Origin of the sequence: Gordonia terrae (assembly GCF_001698225.1) — a bacterium.
In the GTDB taxonomy this organism is placed as follows: Bacteria; Actinomycetota; Actinomycetes; order Mycobacteriales; family Mycobacteriaceae; genus Gordonia; species Gordonia terrae.
In genome coordinates this window covers 254,385-273,425 of record NZ_CP016594.1, presented here as the reverse complement: position 1 = coordinate 273,425, position 19,041 = coordinate 254,385, and the positions used below count along the sequence as shown (strand labels likewise).

Below are 19,041 nucleotides of genomic sequence, written 5' to 3'. Positions count from 1 at the left end.
GATCATCGGCCGGCGTCGCCCTCGGGTCGCGGGTCGCCGATCTCCACGGGCTTGCCGTGTTCTTGCCAGGCGAGCATGCCGCCGCGGACGCAGATTCCGTCGTAGCCGACCTGGGCGAGATACTGCAGGACACGCATGGACCGGCCGCTGGAATGGCAGACCACGTACAGATCGTGATCGGGGTCGAGTTCGTCGAGTCGGCCCGGGACCTCGGCCAGCGGGATGTGCACAGCTCCTCGGATGTGGCCGGAGGCCCATTCGTCGTCCTCACGGACATCGAGCATGACCGCGTCGGCCCGCCCGGTGAAGTCGTCCGGAAGTTCGGTCACCGGCACCTGAGTGATGTCGCCCATGGTCACGTTTTCCATGGTGGCACAGAGACGGCCGGGCGCGACGTCACCTGTCCACGACGAGGCCTGCGCGGCGCCTCCGTCAGCCTCCGGCACGCGTCGAACTGCCGTTATGTCGACCTGCATAATTCTATCCACATGCGTGTTCTGGACGTTTGTCCCCCGCTCACAGACTGACCGTCTAGTTGGGGATGAGACTGTGGAATTGTGGAAAAACGCAGGCCACAGCGGATCTACTTGTGACAGCGGTCACTTGATTGATCGAATGTGCGCGTAGGAAATTCACGTCAGTGAATGGCCCGAGGCGACCTGAAATTCCACTTCAGTGAACAACACCTGTGGATAACTTGGGGACAATGCACAAGAAGAACAGTGCGATGGCCCCCGCCGACGGGTTTCAGTCCCGGTGCATGAGCGACGTCCGCAACGACGGAGCACGATCGAATGCCGCCAGGACTCCGGTCGTCACACTCTCCGCAAACCCGGCGACCGAGGTCTGACTCCCGACCAGTCGCATCAACAGCGGCTTCGGTGTCTCGACGACGGTGATCTCGGCATCCGGATATCGCTCGGCCACAACCGACCGCATCACGCCGATACCGTCCACGACACCGAGCTCCGCGGCCCGGCTCCCGATCCAGACGTCACCGTTGAACAGTTCGTCGTCGGACGCCGTCAGCTTCTTGCCGCGCCGCTGACGGACCCACGCGATGAACGCCTCGTGCAACTGCCCCTGCAGACCCTTGAGCCATTCGACGTCCTCGGCCTGCTCGGGAGAGAACGTGTCGAGCCGCGCCTTGTTCTCACCCGTCGTGTAGAGCCGGCGTTGGACCCCGAACCGGTCGAGCACGGCCGAGAAACCGAACCCCGACGACACGACGCCGATCGAGCCCACGATGGAGGTGTGGGCGGCGAAGATCTCGTCGGCCGCGCACGCGATCCAGTAGCCGCCGGAGGCCGCGACGTCCTCACAGAACGCGAGGACCGGCACCCCCTTCTCCGCGGAGAGCTGGCGGATGCGTTCGGCGATGTACTCCGACTGTGCCGGCGAACCGCCGGGCGAATTGACGACCACCACGACGGCCCGCAGACGCTCCGTGGCGAAGGCCTTCTTGAGGACCGGTTCGACGGACTCGGTGTTGACGCCGTGCTTGCCCATCCCGGTGATGCCGATCGGGCCGTCGAGACGAACCACAGCGACCTGCTCGGTCCGCGCCTTCGAGAACTTCTTCCCCACCGCCCCCAGCGGTCCGACAGTCATCTGCCCGAGTGTAGCGACGTGTACGGACAGCGTCCGTCTCCCGTTCGCATGCGCCGGGGCACCCGGCGCCGTCGGACGCACCGTAGAATCTGCCGGGTGCAGGTGCGGTGGCTCAGCGCATTCCTCGATTTCCCCGCCGACGTGTTCGGCAGTGAGGTGACCTTCTGGCGCGCGATCTCGGGCAGTACTGTCTCCCCGCCACGGGGCGAGCATCGTGAGTTCGCGTCGCTGGAACCGTTCTACGGCGACCCGCACCTACGGGTCCAGCGCATCGATGACGGTCCGGGCGGAGTCCACCTCGACATCCACACCGACGACCCGCACACCGCCACCGCGGAGGCACTCGCGCTAGGGGCCACCCTCGTCCGCGACGCCGGCACCCACCTCACGCTCCGATCGCCGGCCGGGTTCGTGTTCTGCCTCGTGCCCTGGGAGGGCGAGTCGAAACGATCGCGCCCCATTCGGTGGCCCGGTGACGCGATCAGCATCATCGACCAGCTGTGCATCGACATCCCCGCCGACGCCTTCGACGCCGAGGTCGGGTTCTGGACACGGCTCACCGGCTGGGCCACCACACCGCGGAGCCGGCCCGAGCTGATCGCGCTGCATCGCGACCCGGCGGTGACCCTCGGAATCCTGTTGCAACGCAAGCAAGAAGGGTCGTCGGACAGCGGACCGGCGACCGCCCATCTCGACATCGCCACCAACTCGGTCGCCGACGAGGTGGCTCGGCACGAGGACTGGGGCGCCCGCGCGATCGAGAAGTATCCGCAGTGGACGACGATGGCGGATCCGGTCGGCCGCACCTACTGCATCACCTCGCGGAACCCCCGCACCGGAGATTGAGTCGCGAACCGGAACTGCCGGCGCGCACCGCTTGACCCTCAGGTGCCGGTCGTGAACTCGCGGAGCCGGTCGACCTCGGCGTCGACGTCGCGTCGTTCGGCGGCGGACACCGGGCGCAGGAAGTCCACCACCGGGAGCTCCTCGGCGTCGAGAGACCATGTGCCGGCCAAAAATCCGTCGATGAGCACGAATCCGGGCGACCGGCCGTTGGCGGTCACCGTGCGGCGGAACATCTCCGGCTCGGCGATCCGAATCCGGTCGGCCTGCGCGCCGATCACATGATCGAACGGGGCGATCAGCCGGACCGGTGCCGGCGCATCCGCGTCGGCGAGCGCGAGGCCGTCGAGGTCGTAGAGCACCTCGCCGTTCGGTCCGGCGAGTCGGACGAGCTCCCAATCGGCTTCGAGCTTCTCGACGATGGGGCGCAACCTGGTGAGCCCGGACCAGGTCTGAATGGCCTTGACGGTCGCCGGACCGAACCCGCGTAGATACAGCCTGATCAGGTCGGCGCGGGCGTCGTCGTCCACGACGGCCGGTTCGCCGGGACCCACCCACTCGTCGAACAGGCGGTAGGTGGGCCCGCCCCGGCCCCGCCACAGGCCGCGCGGCGGAACCTGGACCAGCGGCAGACCGCACCGGGCGATCGTGGTGAGTGTCGACGGGTTCTCGGCGGGGTGGCGGGCGGCCAGTTCTCTCCCGAGTTCGGCGCCGGCGAGTTCGCGGCCCGCGAGGATCTCCGCGGCCGACGCCAGAACCTGCGCCGGATCGGCCCCGGCCAGTTTCCGCGCGTGGATGTCGGTCAGCTCGCGGTGCAGCGTCGGATCGGCGAGCGGACGAATCCAGCGTGCGTCCTCGGCGTCGATCAGGAAGATCGTCGACCGCAGCAACGCCATCCGCACGACCTCGCGGTCGGTGAGCAGATCTTCCAGCTCGAGCGGGTCGAAATCCTCGATGCGCGACCACAGTCCGAAGAAAGCGGCACGCGGGTCCTGGGACTGCAGCCCGACGCAGCGGTCGAGTACCTCGATCGCATCCTCGGCCACACGAGTGAGCAGGTGCTGGCGCTGCAAGAGGGTGCGGTTCCATTGCCGCAGCGAGATCCGTTCGGTCACCGCAGGTCTCGTCGAGATGAAGGGCGGTCGTCTCGGCCCGGCACCGCGGCGTCAGCCCGGGTAGACGACGCCGGTCGCGGCGTGGCAGCGATACCCGTGCGGATTCTTCGCGAGGTACTGCTGGTGGTGATCCTCGGCGTAGTAGAACCGTCCGTCGCCCGCTTCGGCGAGCGGCTTGATCTCGGTGGCGATCGCACCCTCACCGGCGGCGTCGAGCGCGGTCTGGAAGGTCGCGGCGGTGGCCTGGACGGTGGCCAGATCCGCATCGGTCAGGGCGTACACCGCAGACCGGTACTGGGTTCCGATGTCGTTGCCCTGGCGCATCTCCTGGGTCGGGTCGTGCGACTCCCAGAAGATCTTCAGCAGGCCCTCGAGATCGATCACGGCCGGATCGAAGACCACCAGCGTCGCCTCGGTGTGCCCGGTGCGCGCGGTGCACGTCTCCTCATAGGTCGGGTTCGGCGTGTACCCGCCCGCAAAACCGACGGCCGTGGTGTACACGCCGGGAACCTGCCAGAAGATCTCCTCGATTCCCCAGAAACAGCCACCGGCCAGCACGATCGAGGCGAGACCGTCGTCGAACCCGCCGATCCCGTGCTCGTATGTCCCGTCCGATTCGGGCCGGCCGCGCATCGGCGTTCCGAGGATCAGGTGGTCGCCCGGGACCGTGATCTCGGACGTGCGGCCGGGCAGGGCGGCGTCGGCGGCGACGAGGTCCTGCTTGCGTGATCCGGCGGCGAAGAGCTGGTCGAGCCAAGACATGGACCAAGTCTACGCGCGGCAGACGCCGGACCCCGGAGACGACGAGTTGAGGTCATCGCTCGAGTCTGTTTATGATGGCGGTCACATCCACCGCAGTGTGATACCGATCACTTCGATGTCATCTCGGTCTGTTCGACGAGGGGATGTGCAGCCGGTCCACCGACGAAGGGCGACGATGGCGACGCACGCGAGCGGAGATCTCCGACGCGCCCCCGGGGTCGGCCGAACCGCCCCGCGGGCCACCTACGACGTGGCGAGGAGTTGCCGCACAAGCGCCCTCACCATCCTCGCTCTCGTCATCGTGTTCGTTCTGCTCATCGTGATCTGAGCACCACACACTCGACGCAGCGCTGACGCCGCTGTTCCCACCGCCCGACGCAGAGGTCCGGCGTCGTTGAAAGCTCAACCGCGCTTGATGTTTCTTGCGCGGGATTGTTGCAATCACTAGTGCACTGGGGAAGGCTGGAAGCGTTCGTGTGGCTCCCGACCGAGTGGTCGGCGCCACGCGTGGACAGGGAAAACGAGTAGCACCTCAGAGAGGAACATCGTGGCTGAATACACCTTGCCGGATCTCGATTACGACTACGCGGCACTGGAACCGCACATCTCCGGCAGGATCATGGAGCTCCATCACAGCAAGCACCACGCCACCTACGTCAAGGGCGCCAACGACACCCTGGAGAAGCTGGCCGCGGCCCGCGACGACGACAGCATCGCCGGCAAGGTCTACGGACTCTCCGCCACGTTGTCGTTCCACCTGGGCGGTCACACCAACCACTCCATCTTCTGGAAGAACCTGTCGCCCAACGGCGGTGGCGAGCCCGACGGCGACCTCGCGGCCGCCCTCACCGAGCAGTTCGGTGGCTTCGACAAGTTCAAGGCCCACTTCACCGCCGCAGCCACCACCCTCCAGGGGTCGGGCTGGGCGATCCTGGGTTACGACACCATCGGCGGCAAGCTCGTCATCCTGCAGCTGACCGACCAGAGCGGCAACATCCCCGCCGCCATCATCCCGGTCGTCATGCTGGACATGTGGGAGCACGCCTTCTACCTGGACTACCAGAACGTCAAGCCGGACTACGTCAAGGCGTGGTGGAACGTCGTGAACTGGGCCGACGCCAACGAGCGTCTCGCCCGCGCGAAGAGCCAGGGCAGCGGACTGGTCGTCCCGGCCTGACCCCGGTTCGCCGAAACATCAACGGCGCCGGTCACCTTCGGGTGGCTGGCGCCGTGTGTGTCCCCGCCCTCACAGTACGAGCGTGACCGTGATGGCGACCGCGCAGGCCAAGCCGATGACGATGAGCGCCACCACATCTGCGCGACCCGGGCCGGCCTGATGGGCGGTGAGGCGGCCGGTACCGCCGCGGGCGGTGATCGCCTCGGACATCTCGGCGCTGCGTCGGAGCGCCGACGACATCGCCGCGGTGATCAGATCCATGATCCCCATCTCCGCCGACGGGTGGTCGCTACGTCCCTTGGCCGTCGGACGCAGTCGATGTGCCGCCCGCAGCATGCGCAACTCTTCGATCAGCAGCGGAAGACCCCTGAGGCACAACGCGATCGCGACCGCCCACTCGTCGACGGGCAGCCGGAACCACCGCAGTGGGCGCATCAGCCGCGCCAGCGCGGGCGCCACATCCGCCATGGGCGTGGTCCAGATGACGAGGATCGAACTCGCGACGAGGACGAGTGCGAGAGTGATCGCGCGCAGGAACACCAGGGCACCGGGAATTCCGGCGAACGACACGTTGAACGCGACACCGATGCCGATCAGTCCCCAGAACCACCACGGCGGACGAGGTATGGCGCCCAACGGGATTCCCGCGACGAGCGCGGTGATCACGACCACCGCGGCGACCATCCCGAGCGCGGGCCACGACGGCAGCACCCAGGTCATGATCCCGAGGATGAGGACGATCACGAGCTTGGTACCCGCCCACAGGCGGTGCACGAACGAGTCGCCCGGCACCTGCCGCAGCGGGACGGTACGCATCGTCATCGGGTTTCTCCATCCCAGCCGGGAGCCTGGTCGATCATGAGGTGCGAATCGGGCAGCAGACGGCCGTCCACCAGTCGGACCCGGCGCGTACACACCGAGTCGAGCGATTCGAAGTCGTGGGAGATGATCACGATGGTCATCCCGTCGGCGCGCAGTCGGGCGAGAAGCGCGACGATCTCCTCGCGAGCGGGTGGATCGAGACCGGCCAGCGGTTCGTCGAGGACGAGCAGGTCGGGGCGGCGCGCGATGAGACCGGCCAGCACGACGCGGCGCATCTGCCCACCCGACAGCGCATCGACCTTGGTCGCCGCCATCTGGCGGGGCAGCCCCACGAGTTCGAGGACGCGCGCGACCTCCGCGGTGCCCACCTTTTCGCCACCCGCGGCCATGATCTCGTCGGCGACGGTGACCTTCTGCAATTGCAGGCGCGCATGCTGGAATCCCAGCCCCACCGCACCGACACGGTCGGTCATCGGTGTGCCGGCGTCGAAACCGGCTCCGGGGTTGATCTTCTCGTGGATCTCCAGCAGACGGCACGTTCCGGTCCCGGGCGTGAGCAACCCCGCCATGATCCACGCGAGAGTGGTCTTGCCCGATCCGTTGCCGCCGACGATGAGGAGCCCCTCGCCGCGGTAGACCGTCAGCGAGATGTCATGCAGCGCGACGACCTCCCACGGGGAACCGGGGAGGTGGGCGTAGCCCACCTGGTCGAGAACGAGAAGCGGCCCGCCGATCCGCGAGGTCGGCGCCGAAGGCGTCGAGGGACGTGTCTGCGCCGGCGCCGCCAGGTCGGCGTCGGGACTCGGCATCCAGTCCGGCGCGTGCGGCACCAGTCGACCCGCGGCCAGGTGGATCACCCGATCGGCCGCGGCCGCCTCACTGCCGCGGTGGGTGACCAGCACGACGGCGATTCCCCGGCGCGCCGGTAGAGCCGCGAGCAGGGCCAGCAGTTGTCCCCGACCCTCCGGGTCGACCATCGAGGTCACCTCGTCGGCGATCAGGAGTTGCGGGTCACGGGCGAGCGCCCCGGCGATCGCCAGCCGTTGCTGCTGACCGCCCGACAGGTCCGTGGTCTCCCGGTCGCCGAGGCCGTCGAGTCCGACCTCGGCGAGCAGCGCCTCGACGTCCACGTCGACACCGGGCGGCAGACCCCACACGACGTCGTCGGCGACACGCGAGCCCAACATCTGGATCTCCGGCCGCTGCAGGACGAGAGCGGTCCCCCCGCGCGCGCCCAGCCCCGGCAGACCCGGCCGACGGACCGTGCCCGTCGACGGGTGGCGACCGGCCAGGATCTTCGCCAGCGTCGACTTCCCCGAGCCGTTGGCGCCGACGACCGCGACGAATTCACCCGGGTCGATCCGCAGGTCGATCTCGTGGAGTACCGGGCGGGCCTCGGGCGCGTAAGCGAATCCGACACGTTCGAAGACCACGGGAAGTGGCGCGATGCCCGCATCACGGGGTACGCCGGCAGCAGTGGCCGCCGCGAATCCCGACGTGGCGGCGTCGAGCGTGTCCTCGCTCGGCACATCACGCAACCGGCTGATGACGGAACCGAGAATCCACCACGCGACGAGAAGCGAGATCGCGGTGCCGACGGTCCCGGACACCCAGACCCACGCCCACCAGTGGTCGGCGATGCTCCGGCTCATGGCGTCGAGCCCGTCGGCGACGCCCCCGGTCGGGCCCCATCCGTGCAACCATTTCGCGACACCGTGGATGGAGTTGGTCATCGCCTCGATCGTCAGTTCACGAAGGGGCACCAGCACGAGGAGGATCAGCACGGAGATCCCGCCCAGCAGCGGCGACGCCACCAGGGTGGCCGCCCCGAGCACGCCGATCCCCCGGCCACGACGCTTGATGTCACCGACGAGCCCACCGACCAACGCGGAACCCAGGACGGTTGCCATCGCGCCGGTCCCCGCCATCGCGAACGCCACGGCGGTGGTGGCCACCGTGGCGGTGAGCAGGGCCCGCGGCCTGGTGCGCGCCGCGATGAGGGCGAGCGGCACCGGGGCGAGCAGTCCGGCCGCCTGGGCCAGCGGGATGACCGACGCGATGACCACCGCCGCGACGGTCAGTCCGCCGAAGATCGCGACGGACGCGAACTCCATGGGTCGCAGCGGGGGCGAGTTCTTCACCGGTCCAGTGTGCCTGGTGCCGCGCTCCCCACCGGCGGGCGCAGCGTCCCCGGACCGCGGCTGTCGGTCGTTCGCATGTTAAAGATCCATCACAACACGGTGATTCGAGTTGTCGACGTCGCGCGGCGGGTGGATGGTCTTCTCACCCGGCTCGGTCGCCGATCCCCAGTCCGTGGGTCGGCGGCGAGGTCTCACCCGGGTCGGAGGAGGACAAGATGCAATCGATTCCGATCGGCCTCACCCCGTTCCAGCACGACGGCACCCTGAACGGGATTCTCATCTCCGGCCGGTGGCCGGAGTCGACGCTCGAGTGGACGCAGACACTCGTCGCATCGGTCCGCATCGCCTGCCGGCCGGGCTTCCTACCCACGACGACGATCTTCGGCGTGGTCGAGCAGCGTCCCGAACAGGGTGAGGCGGACACCGTCGGCATGATGGTCGCGATCGGCAACGTCGTCGACGACAGTTTCGTCGAGGCGGGCCGGTTCCTGAACAACCCGCCGGCGCTGGTCATGCTGCACCCGCCCTCGCAGACGCGACCGTCACTGCCCGAGTGCTCGCAGGTCGCCTCCGGGTGTGTACTGCTGCCCGGTCTCCCCGAACTCGGACTCGAGCATCGGGCGGGTTGGGCCGAGGCGGAGGCCGACGGAACGGTGGTCAACCTCCGCAACCAGGTGGGCATCGACCCCAACGCCGACCCCGACACCGCGGTGCTCGCGATGCTTCTCGCAGCGTAGGGCGGGGCGGCTCCCCGAAGCCGTTCCGACGGGCTCCCGGGGCACCGGATCACGGCCACCCGAACATCTGTTTTTGCTGGCCCTACCTGCGAAAATACGGCCATTCGACGAGTTGCGCCCGCGAGTTAGCCCTGACTAACCTGGCGTCCGTGATTGCCGCCCTGCTCCTGAGCTTCGGCGTGATCTTCGTTGCCGAGCTCGGTGACAAGTCACAGCTGATGGCGATGACCTATGCCCTGCGCTACCGCTGGTGGGTCATCCTCCTCGCGATCACCGTGGCCACCACCGCTGTCCACGCCGTCTCCGTCTTCTTCGGCCACTTCCTCGGGCTGTCCATACCCACCGCACTCCTGACCATCCTCGCCGGGCTGGCGATGCTGGTCTTCGGTCTGTGGACCCTCCGCGGCGACCGGCTCGACGACGAGGAGTCCAGCCGGGCGACTCGCGTGGGCGCCTCGGTGTTCTTCGCGGTCATGTCGGCGTTCTTCCTTGCCGAACTCGGCGACAAGACCATGCTCGCGACCATCACGCTCGCCACGGACAACGACTGGCTCGGGGTCTGGATCGGGTCCACGCTCGGCATGGTCGCCGCCGACGCGCTCGCCATCGGCGTGGGCGTGCTGCTGGGCCGTCACCTCCCCGAGCGGGTCATCGCCATCGGGGCGGCCGTTCTGTTCTTCGCCTTCGCGGCCTGGCTCATCGCCGACGGTCTGATCGGTGCATCGGTACCCGTGATCGCCGGCACCCTCAGCGCGGTCGTGGTCATCACCGGCGTCGGCGTCGTCTTGATCCGCCGCGAGACCCGACTCCGCACTCAGGACAGCGCCCGAGCGCTCGTTCGGTAAAACAGAGGGCGGATCGGAGACCGTTTCCGGCACCTGACTATCGTGAAACTGCTGCACGAGCCGGAGCGGCGTCGCCGACGACGGCGGCGCGGCCGGCAGGAGAACGGGTCGGGAACCGCGAAAGGATCACTTCACACATGGACGTTTCAGGCGCTTCCGTACTGGTCACCGGCGGGGCTTCGGGCCTCGGCGCAGCCACCACACGGCGTTTCGCCGCAGCCGGCGCCCAGGTCTTCGGTCTCGACCTGCAGGCCTCGATCGACAAGGCCGCGCCCACCGACGGAGTCACGCTGGTCGCCGCCGATGTCACCGACGAGACCCAGGTCCAGGCCGCCATCGACACCATCGCCGAATCCGGTGCGCCGCTGCGCGTCGCGGTCAACTGCGCGGGCGTCGGCTGGGCTGCGCGAATCCTCGGCAAGAACGGCCCGCACGAACTCGACCTCTTCCGCAAGGTCATCGACATCAACCTGGTCGGCACCTTCAACGTCATGCGACTGGCCGCCAACCGTATGCAGGAGGAATCCACGATCGACGGCGACGGCCAGCGCGGCGTCATCATCAACACCGCGTCGGTGGCTGCCTTCGAAGGCCAGATCGGGCAGATCGCGTACGCGGCGTCGAAGGGCGGCGTGCACGCGATGACCATCTCCGCAGCGCGCGACCTCGCGCGGGTCGGCGTGCGCGTGTGCACCATCGCCCCCGGAACCATCAGCACCCCGATGCTGGCGGGCGTCACCCCCGAGTTCCAGAAGACCCTCGCCGAGGGCATCCCGTTCCCACAGCGTCTCGGCGAACCCGACGAGTACGCACAGCTCGCCGAGTTCATCGTCGCGCACAACTATCTCAACGGTGAGACCATCCGCATGGACGGTGCGATCCGCATGGCGCCGCGCTGATCCATGCGACTCCGTCGCGGCTGATCCATGCGACTCCGTCGCGTGAGAGCCGGCCGGCCGATCATCGACCGGCCGGCTCCTCGACGGCCTGTGGCGTCACCAGCGCACGGGCCAGCCGGATCAGCGGTGCGGCGTCGGCCTCCAGTCCGTCCCCCTCGGCCGGGGCCAGATCCCGGACGGTGCCGCCCGTTCCGTCACTCGGATCATGCTCGGCGACGGCGGCCCGCAGCAACCTCGCCTGCACCGCGGGTTCGGCATAACCGAACACCGCGGGAATCCGAGGACTCAACTGGGTCAGCGCGTCTCGGGTCTCGACGACGCGCCGATGCAGACGTGTGGTCGGCGCCAGACGCCCGGCGTCGGGCAGGACCACCTCCGGCACGGCGTCGGTCACCAGCCGCCACAGGGGTAGGAGTTCGGTGTCGAGGCGTCGGCGACGCCGGTTCGCGGCGACCGACTGAATCCGCGCGTAGATCATCGGATAACTGATCCCCATCAGGAATGCGACGGCACCGACGACGGCGACGACCCGGTTCGTCGTCAGAAGCCACGGTGACCGAACGACATTCGTCGCGGAGACGACCACGAAGACGATCTGACAGACGGCGCCGATCGCCAAGCACGTCAGGCCGGTCATCAGAAGACCAAGGGACACACGGAGATAGCCGTCCGCGGTGGCATAGAACTTGCGGACACTGTTGACGCATGCGATGAAGCCGTACGTCAGGTACCCGCTCGCGATGAGCATGAAGAGTGCGAAACCCCAGTTCTGGACGGTCCATTCGTCGATGGTCGCGGTGCGGATCTCGACCGGGATGACCAGCATGGTCACCTGCAGCCCGACGAGTGCCATCACCAGTGGCAGCGCCTCCCAGCCGGCCCGGCGTTCCCGCGTGACCTGCCCGGGGAAGAAGAACACCACCACGAGCGCCGCCACCCCGATGGCCAGGAGGGCGTAGAACGCCATCCGGGACAGACCGGCAAAGCCCACTTCGTTCAGCACGTCGGCGACCGACTCGTCGACGACGACGAACGCAAGGGTCAGCGCCGCGACGGCAACCATCATCGCGAGCGGTTGCAGCCCCCACCCGCCGCGCCGGATCTGATCGAGGCGCCAGCAGAAGGCGAAGGCGAAGACGACGGCGGCGGCCGCGTTGACCGCGCCGATGCCGACGTCGACCCCGGACGACAGGTTGACCGTCGGGCCCCCGCCCGCGACAGTGATCACGCCCAACAGGGACTCACATTCTCAGCGCGGTCGCAACCGGCGGGCACGTCACAACCACCCACGATGTCCACCGAGGAGCCGTTGCAACCCGCGCAGTTCGTCGTGCGAGGCGGTGCTCCCGACGCCGGTACTGGCGTCCTCTGCCCAGCCGAGGATCAGCGAGGCCAGCATCTCGGCTTCCCACTCGGCGTCGTCGGAATAGCACGTACGCCGGAGCGCAGCCGTGGACTCGTCCTGCGTGAGGGCGGCGATGCCCTGTGCCGAGGCCTCACCCAGAACCTGGTGGCCGGCGATCAGATGGCCGAACTCGTGGATGACGATCTGATCGCGGTGCAGCCGTGACGTCTCGGCCTGGTGGAAGAAGTAATCCGCATCGGTGGCGGCCAACCAGATGCCGTTGGGGACACCCGCGGGCAGCGGATGCGCGATCAGCCGGATGGGCCGACCGCGGCGATCGCCGTACCGTTCGCACAGCTGAGTGACGTCGAGGGGCAGATCGAGATCGAGCCCCTTCAACGTGGTCCGGCACAACGTACGCAATGCGCGCTCTGATCGACGCATGGCCTCATCGAATCACGAGCACTCACGACGCCGCGATCCGCCCGCAGCGATCAACGTCACTGGCCTGTCCGGGCCGACACCCCTCGGTCCGGACGATCAGGCTCTGTGAGCGCCCCGGCTACGGTCAGTCGTCGCTGTTGTCCCCGACGACCCGCAGACGTGAATCGGCCGACGGCTTGCTGTCACCGAGTCCGGCCGCGATGACGTCCGGCGGATCCTTGGGCAGACCCTGCTGCTCCCGGAGCACCTTGATCAACTCGTTGACCACCGTGACGGAATCGCTCGAGAGTCCGGCCAGCCGGAATGCCGCCAGTTGGACGTTCGTGTCGGCCTGCAACCGCATCAGATCGATCTCGTCGCGAGTGCGCTGCGCCGCCCGGTCCTCGAGGAAATAATGCACATCGACCCCGAAAGCGGCCGCGATGCCCTCCACCGTGCGGAACGACGGGGACTTGGCCTTCCCCGATCGCAGCTGGCTCAGATACGACTCGCCGAGCCGGAACCCCCGCTCGGTCGATCGAGCCGCGATCGCTTTCGCGCTGTACGCCCTACCGTTCGGACCAGGAACAGTCCGGAACAGTTCCTCGAGCCGCCGGGCGAACAGCCCGGGGTCGAGAGCATCCGTGTCCGTCGTCCTCGAACGATCGGAGTCGGTGCGTCCGGTGTCGCCCATAGGCTTCTCCGCCCCTCCTGAAGTCATGACAATCTTCTCCGAAACGCAAAATTTGAATTTGCAAGCATTAAAGCCCGCTGCACACGGCCGTCGCAACGATCGGTACGCTCAGAAAGTACCGGACTGCCGCGCTCGGCGCGTATCACCTGTGAAGATGGTGTAACGATCGTTAGTGTGGCGTTCTTCACATTCTTGGGGGTTATCGGTTGCCGACACGGATCCGGCAGGTGAACATTCGGCTCCGGCGCGGGGCGTGTGGCGGTGTGCTGCGCGGGTTCAGCGGCGTTGTCTCTCCCCACCGACTGTACGCCTGACGAAGAATGACCCACCGTCTCCCGTCTGACCCCGGCGCCCGTCCCAGGCCGCGCGGACTCGCCGTCCTCGTCGTCGTGATCGCCGCGATCGCCGCGATCGCGTTCATCGTCCTGGCGCCCGGGGTCGCATCGCCCGCGCCGTCGGCCCCGGGCTCGTCGGGGTCCGACTCGGCGGATTCGACGGGCACGGATTCGGACTCGGTCCTCGACGCCACCGACGACGACGATGACGGCAGCGGCACCGGCACCGACTCCGACGAATCCGGGGCCTCGGCGACCGATGAGTCCGAGACCTCCGACTCGGACTCGACCGACGGCGGCACCACCGATCCCGAGACCACCGATCCGGAGACCACGGATCCGGAGACCACGGACGGGCCCTCGTCGCCGTTCCATCCCTGTGGATGCGGACCGTCGACCCCCACGACCGAGACATCGGACCCGACCACCACCGAGACCACGGACACCACCGACACGACGACAACGACGACAACGACGTCCGATGATCCGGACCCGACGACCACCGAACCCCAGACGTCATCCGCAGACGACGGCGAGGACGGCGTCATCATCCGCGGCCGCCGCATGCCGGAGGCCGCCACGTCGACGCCGGACGGCGGAGCGGGCGGGTCTGATCCTGCAGGTGTTCCGTCCGGCACCGGGCCGGCGATCGGCGACGTACCGTCGGTCGCCCCGCCGAGCGGCGGCGGTTCCGCAGGGACGTCCGGATCGACCCCGTCCGCCGGCTCGGCGGGCGAGTCGGCTGCCGGCCGACCGGAAGCCGAGGCCGACCCCGACGACTCATCCGACGACACCGAGTCGCAAACGGTCGCAGGTGCCCCGCTGCCACCGGCGGGCCCGCCTCAGGCGCCGTCGGGGGCGCCCGACGACTCGACACTGACGTCGATGCGGAAATTCGTGCTCGGGGTGGCGCCCGGTGCGCTACTCCTGCTGGGCGCCGTCGCCCTGTTCGGCAGCGGGTCGTTCCTCGACTCGTTGCGGTCCATGCGCCCCTGAGTTGTTCCCGTCCCGGAACCGCTCGAGCAGCTCGCGCTCATGCGGTACCTGCGTGGCCGCGCCGTCGGACATCCACTCGCGCAAGACCTTTGTGGCCCGGACGTCGTCCTCGTTGTACTCGAGGAGGCGCCGGCGCTGACCGGCGTCGGGGCGCCCGCCGCCGAGCGCCACGGCCGCCCGGTACCACTCCATCGACGCCTCGCCGCTCGCATCCTCATCGCGCCACGAGAAACCCGCGACCGGCGCCACCCGTTTCAGTCCCTTGCCACGCGGACAGATGAAGTTCTCGCCCACGGCCTCGTAGATGTCCACCCACTCCGACGACCCGATGAAGGCCTGGACCTCGGCACGGGTCGGCATGCCCGGCGCTTCCGGAAAACGGTCCGCGGAACCCAGAAGCCACCGATTCTCCGCCTGCTGCGAGTAGCAGTAGGCCGCGAAAGTCTTTCCGGCGTTCCGCGCCGCAGCCCGTTCGGCCATCAGCCATCCCCAGAACTCGGCGAAGGACCGCGCCTCGTCGCGGGTGGGCAGCGGATCCCAGGTGACGAACGGGCGGTACTCCACGGGCACCGACGGATCGGTGGTGTCGGTGCGAAGCGTTCCCCACAGATACGCCCCGTGCTCGCCGTAGCTCTCCATGTCGACGTCGATCTCGATGTCGGCGCGGTGGACCCGGGGCGAGTCGACACGGCGTACGAGTTCGGTGCCGGTCAGCCACGCGATCGCGTTGACGACCGCGTCGCCGAACCGCACGCCACCCGGCCACCCCTCCGGGGGTGACCCGCGCTGGGCGGCGAGCTGATCGATCGTCGTGATCCCGGCGTCGATCAGCACCGTTCCCTGATTGCCGGACGCCACCAGACTGACGTCGCGCTTCTCCTCCAGCTCGGGTCCGCAGCGCACCCACCACGGGCAGGATCGGCATTCGCTGATCCGCCGGGGCTCGGTCGGGACTGTGCCCGCGGCGACCGCCAGTCGGCGCTCGAGAACGGCGGAATAGTCGTCGAGCATCGCACCGGTGTCCAGGACGACGATGCAGTCGGCGTCCACACCGATGATCCCACCGCGGAGATCCGCGGTGTCGGTCGACGACGCCCGGCCGATCTCGACGAGCATGGCGGTGAGTTGGGCCAGGCGGAGGTTGTCCCGGCGGTTGGGCCGGCCGGTCCGGTAGGGATCGGGGCTCGGCGCCCACGTCCAGAACGGACTCGTCACCAGGCCGGTCGGGCGTCGGTCCGGGTCGGGCGCCGACTTCGCGGGTTGGCTGACCCGGTGGTTCACGACGATGACCGGGATGTATCCGTCACCCACCCGGACCAGCAACTCCGAGTGGGCGCGCCGCCCGTGCGCCTCGTCGATGGGCAGCGTCGCGTTCCAGATCCATCCGGCGCCGTCATCGCAGGCTCGCAGCGTCGCCGCAACGCGGTCCGATGCGCTCGCGTCGGGGTCGACGACCACGAAGACCCCGGGCTGATCGCTGTGCACGCCTCGGAGCAGTTCGCGGATCGCAGCGCGGTGATCGGCGGCAGCTTCCTTCCGGCGCTGCACACCGGGCGGGTCGGGCTCGTCGGCGGGACGCCGGGCGTGGGCGAAGTCGAGGGCCACGCGGTGCTCGCAACCGGCGAGGTCGCGCGGCGACAACACGACAGGGGCCACGCCATCCCTTCCTGGCTCGGGCAGAGGAGACACGTGGTCGGATACAACCACATGTCATGCTTGTACTTGTTATCACGCGCACCTGACGCCGGGAGCGATGCGAGCGGGGCCACGGAAGTGCGGCGCCGGACGCGGGCAGCGAGCCGGTCGACCGGCGCCGGGAGCGGAACGAGAGCGGGCCGGGGGTCGACTGCGGTCTTCTCGCCACCAGCGAAAGGGCATTCGATGGGATTGTTCTCGTCCGACGGTACGACTCGAGCGCAGCGCAAGGCAGAGGCCAAGGCCCTCAAGGCCAAAGCCAAGCTGGAGGCGAAGTTCGACGCCAAGTCGCGGCGCAAGGAACACAAGGCTCGACGCAAGAACGAGCACAAGTACTTCCAGAAGGAGATGAAGGCCGAGCGCAAGACCGCCAAGCAGCTCGCCAAGTCCCAGACGAAGGTGAGCAAGGCCGAGGCGAAGAAGTTCGCCGTCGAGGCACAGGCGGCTGCCGACGCGAAGGCGCTCAGCCCGGCCAGTGTGAAGCGCTACCTCACCATCGCGCGACTCGTGGCTCCGATCGCCGTACCCGTCGTCTACCGGGCCGCGGTCGCCGGTCGCGAGCAGCTCTCGACGCTACAGGCGAGTCGTGCCGGGGTCTCGCCGGAAGTGTTGCGCCAGTTCAGCGGTCACGGCGCCGCCCTGTCCGCGCGCATCGTCACCACCCGCACGGCCCTGGAGAAGGTCGTGGGCCAGGACACCAGTGCCGATGCCAAGGACTTCGTCGCCGCGATGACCAGGCGTCTCGACAACCTCGACATCGCGGTACAGACCGCCGAGACGATGTCGGCCGGTCAGCGTCGCACCGCCCACAAGGCCATCGCCGACGAGCTCGAGGCCGTCGACGCCGACATCCTGGCCCGGCTCGGCGTCCGTTCCTGACACGAATCCCAGGGAACACAACGACTAAGATGGCCCCAAACGGGTCGCGCCGCGGAGTGGTTTCCGAGCGCGTGCCGGACACTTGCGAGGGAGCGCCGAATGACCGAGCCGGATCCGAACGTCACGCCGTCCGACGGTGACCCGAACCGCGACGAGCAGGCACTGTTCCCGATCGCCGCACCGGGCGATCCCGGGTCCAGCAGCTCACCCGACGCTCCGGCGCCCGCACCCGAGCAGCCGGTAGCGAAGAAGCCGGCCAAGAAGGCGCCTGCGAAGAAGACCACACCGGAGACGGCGGCCGCGGAGTCCGGCGGCGACCAGCTCCCGCCGAAGAAGGCCGCCAAGAAGACACCCCCGGCGAAGGCGCCGGCCAAGAAGAGTCCGGCGAAGAAGGCAGCGGGCGTCGCACCGGCGAAGAAGTCGGCCGCCAAGAAGGCGCCGCCGAAGAAGGCACCGGCCAAGTCGGCGCCGCCCGTGCCGGAATCGCAGGCTCCGGCACCCGAACCCGAAGCGCCCCAGGTGCCTGCCCCGACCCCGGCGTCTACTCCGGCCCCGCCGGTGACCCGTTCTCCGGAGCCGGCGTCCACCCCCAGCCCCGCCACCCCGCCCACACCCTCGGCTCCGCCGGCACATCCGCCGGTCGATGTGGTCGCCGAATCGGATGCTGCCCGAGCGACTTTCGCGCAGTTGCGCTCGGGCTCCCCGACCGAGGCCCCGACCACCAACCTGACGCCCGCATTCGCCGGGCTGGCGGCCGCGGTCGCGCTGATCGTCTTTGTCGTGTTACGCCGTATCCTGCGCTGACGTCTCGTCGGCCGAGGCCGCACCCGGTCCGTGTGACCGCACCGGACCCGTTGCGCCGGAACCGGTGTACGGGCGGTTGACTCGGGCGAGGATCGCGGCCGCGACCTCGTCGGGGTGCGCCTCCGGTAGCCAGTGATCCGCGCCCGGAAGAGCGATGAACTCGTAGTTCGCCTCCACCCAGCCCGAACACAGCCGGGCCGCGGCGCCACTGATCGCGACATCGGCGTCACCCCACACGAAAGTGGTCGGCACGCGGACCGGTCGTGGCGCGGACCGCCTGTCCGGCAAGAACATCGCGCGATACCACCCCAGCGCGCCGGGCAATGCACCGTGGTCACCGATCTCGGTTGCCACCCGCGATGCGAACGGCTGCGGGAGTCCCATCCGCTCCCCGAAATCCGGTTGTGTCCGCATCGCCCGGCCGAGGAGCTTGTCCGGCAGCACCGGAATCTGAAAGGCGGCCATGTACCAGGACCGGAGAATCTGGCCCCGGGGCATGGCACGCATGAACGCCCCGGCGTGCGGGACGGACAAGGCAGTGAGCGTCTCGACCCGGTCGGGATGATGCGCCGCCGCCGTCCACCCGACGATCGCACCCCAGTCGTGGCCGACGAGGTGCGCTCGCTCGATGTCGGCAGAGTCGAGCAGGGCGAGCACATCGGACACCAGCTCCCCCTGTGAGTAATCCCGTCGCCGCGTGGGCCGCGCGCCGGGCGAATAGCCGCGCTGGTCCGGCGCGAGTGTCCGGAATCCCTTGTCGTGCAATATCGGTGCAACGAGCTCCCAGCACGAGGCCCGCTGGGGGAAACCGTGCAGCAGCACGATCGGTTCTCCGTCTGCCGGTCCGTCGTCGATGACATCGAAGGTGTACGGTCCGCGACCGAATCGGGTGAGGCGTGTGGTCATCGATGACCTTCC

At 68.6% G+C, this 19,041-nt stretch carries 20 protein-coding genes; 9 read left to right on the top strand and 11 right to left on the bottom strand.

Annotated elements, in window-relative coordinates:
* Positions 1–2 precede the first annotated feature (2 nt).
* Positions 3–353, bottom strand: coding sequence for a rhodanese-like domain-containing protein (locus BCM27_RS01285; protein ID WP_033204771.1), 351 nt, complete (start codon positions 351–353; stop codon positions 3–5).
* Between the two features lie 394 nt (positions 354–747).
* The gene (locus tag BCM27_RS01280) at positions 748–1,611 is read right to left on the bottom strand and encodes a S49 family peptidase (RefSeq protein ID WP_004021419.1); all 864 of its coding nucleotides are present in this window, start codon (positions 1,609–1,611) and stop codon (positions 748–750) included.
* Positions 1,612–1,707: 96 nt separating this feature from the next.
* On the opposite strand from BCM27_RS01280, the gene BCM27_RS01275 reads away from it, so the two are divergent.
* Positions 1,708–2,457: a VOC family protein gene (locus tag BCM27_RS01275; protein ID WP_004021420.1), complete on the top strand. Its 750-nt coding sequence runs from the start codon at positions 1,708–1,710 to the stop codon at positions 2,455–2,457.
* 38 nt (positions 2,458–2,495) lie between these two features.
* On the opposite strand, the gene BCM27_RS01270 is transcribed toward BCM27_RS01275, so the two are convergent.
* The gene (locus BCM27_RS01270; RefSeq protein WP_004021421.1) at positions 2,496–3,569 is read right to left on the bottom strand and encodes a winged helix DNA-binding domain-containing protein; all 1,074 of its coding nucleotides are present in this window, start codon (positions 3,567–3,569) and stop codon (positions 2,496–2,498) included.
* Positions 3,570–3,620: 51 nt separating this feature from the next.
* Positions 3,621–4,331, bottom strand: a complete 711-nt coding sequence (msrA, locus tag BCM27_RS01265) for a peptide-methionine (S)-S-oxide reductase MsrA (RefSeq protein ID WP_004021422.1) — start codon at positions 4,329–4,331, stop codon at positions 3,621–3,623.
* A gap of 175 nt (positions 4,332–4,506) precedes the next feature.
* On the opposite strand from msrA, the gene BCM27_RS01260 reads away from it, so the two are divergent.
* Positions 4,507–4,659, top strand: coding sequence for a hypothetical protein (locus tag BCM27_RS01260; RefSeq protein WP_231895856.1), 153 nt, complete (start codon positions 4,507–4,509; stop codon positions 4,657–4,659).
* Between the two features lie 219 nt (positions 4,660–4,878).
* Entirely contained in the window at positions 4,879–5,508 is a 630-nt protein-coding gene (locus BCM27_RS01255; protein WP_004021423.1) for a superoxide dismutase, read from the top strand.
* 69 nt (positions 5,509–5,577) lie between these two features.
* On the opposite strand, the gene BCM27_RS01250 is transcribed toward BCM27_RS01255, so the two are convergent.
* The gene (locus BCM27_RS01250) at positions 5,578–6,330 is read right to left on the bottom strand and encodes an energy-coupling factor transporter transmembrane component T family protein (RefSeq protein ID WP_004021424.1); all 753 of its coding nucleotides are present in this window, start codon (positions 6,328–6,330) and stop codon (positions 5,578–5,580) included.
* The gene (locus BCM27_RS01245; protein WP_004021425.1) at positions 6,327–8,471 is read right to left on the bottom strand and encodes an ABC transporter ATP-binding protein; all 2,145 of its coding nucleotides are present in this window, start codon (positions 8,469–8,471) and stop codon (positions 6,327–6,329) included. The genes BCM27_RS01250 and BCM27_RS01245 overlap by 4 nt, the downstream gene beginning before the upstream one ends.
* Before the next feature lie 215 nt (positions 8,472–8,686).
* On the opposite strand from BCM27_RS01245, the gene BCM27_RS01240 reads away from it, so the two are divergent.
* The 3 genes from BCM27_RS01240 to BCM27_RS01230 all read left to right on the top strand — a co-directional run bounded on the left by BCM27_RS01240 (position 8,687) and on the right by BCM27_RS01230 (position 10,952).
* Positions 8,687–9,208, top strand: a complete 522-nt coding sequence (locus BCM27_RS01240) for a hypothetical protein (protein ID WP_004021426.1) — start codon at positions 8,687–8,689, stop codon at positions 9,206–9,208.
* Between the two features lie 149 nt (positions 9,209–9,357).
* Positions 9,358–10,053 carry a TMEM165/GDT1 family protein gene (locus tag BCM27_RS01235; protein ID WP_033204719.1) on the top strand — a complete coding sequence of 232 codons (696 nt, stop codon included), beginning with the start codon at positions 9,358–9,360 and terminating at the stop codon, positions 10,051–10,053.
* Positions 10,054–10,190: 137 nt separating this feature from the next.
* Positions 10,191–10,952, top strand: coding sequence for an SDR family NAD(P)-dependent oxidoreductase (locus tag BCM27_RS01230; RefSeq protein WP_004021428.1), 762 nt, complete (start codon positions 10,191–10,193; stop codon positions 10,950–10,952).
* 61 nt (positions 10,953–11,013) lie between these two features.
* Here the strand turns inward: BCM27_RS01230 and BCM27_RS01225 are convergent, their stop codons facing one another.
* The 3 genes from BCM27_RS01225 to BCM27_RS01215 all read right to left on the bottom strand — a co-directional run bounded on the left by BCM27_RS01225 (position 11,014) and on the right by BCM27_RS01215 (position 13,441).
* On the bottom strand, positions 11,014–12,180 hold the full coding sequence (locus tag BCM27_RS01225; protein WP_239450642.1) for an MAB_1171c family putative transporter: 1,167 nt from the start codon (positions 12,178–12,180) through the stop codon (positions 11,014–11,016).
* Between the two features lie 48 nt (positions 12,181–12,228).
* On the bottom strand, positions 12,229–12,741 hold the full coding sequence (locus BCM27_RS01220) for a hypothetical protein (RefSeq protein ID WP_004021430.1): 513 nt from the start codon (positions 12,739–12,741) through the stop codon (positions 12,229–12,231).
* A 124-nt stretch (positions 12,742–12,865) separates the two neighbouring features.
* On the bottom strand, positions 12,866–13,441 hold the full coding sequence (locus BCM27_RS01215) for a helix-turn-helix transcriptional regulator (RefSeq protein WP_004021431.1): 576 nt from the start codon (positions 13,439–13,441) through the stop codon (positions 12,866–12,868).
* Between the two features lie 293 nt (positions 13,442–13,734).
* On the opposite strand from BCM27_RS01215, the gene BCM27_RS01210 reads away from it, so the two are divergent.
* Positions 13,735–14,745: a hypothetical protein gene (locus BCM27_RS01210; protein WP_004021432.1), complete on the top strand. Its 1,011-nt coding sequence runs from the start codon at positions 13,735–13,737 to the stop codon at positions 14,743–14,745.
* Here the strand turns inward: BCM27_RS01210 and BCM27_RS01205 are convergent.
* Entirely contained in the window at positions 14,671–16,401 is a 1,731-nt protein-coding gene (locus tag BCM27_RS01205; protein WP_004021433.1) for a TM0106 family RecB-like putative nuclease, read from the bottom strand. The two genes, BCM27_RS01210 and BCM27_RS01205, sit on opposite strands and share 75 nt — an antisense overlap.
* Positions 16,402–16,626: 225 nt before the next feature.
* Between BCM27_RS01205 and BCM27_RS01200 the strand changes: the two genes are divergently transcribed.
* A complete protein-coding gene (locus BCM27_RS01200) occupies positions 16,627–17,319 on the top strand; it encodes a DUF6474 family protein (RefSeq protein ID WP_004021434.1) in 693 nt (230 codons plus the stop codon).
* 99 nt (positions 17,320–17,418) lie between these two features.
* Positions 17,419–18,123, top strand: coding sequence for a hypothetical protein (locus BCM27_RS01195; protein WP_004021435.1), 705 nt, complete (start codon positions 17,419–17,421; stop codon positions 18,121–18,123).
* On the opposite strand, the gene BCM27_RS01190 is transcribed toward BCM27_RS01195, so the two are convergent.
* A complete protein-coding gene (locus tag BCM27_RS01190) occupies positions 18,103–19,029 on the bottom strand; it encodes an alpha/beta fold hydrolase (protein ID WP_004021436.1) in 927 nt (308 codons plus the stop codon). The genes BCM27_RS01195 and BCM27_RS01190 overlap by 21 nt on opposite strands.
* Positions 19,030–19,041: the final 12 nt, after the last annotated feature.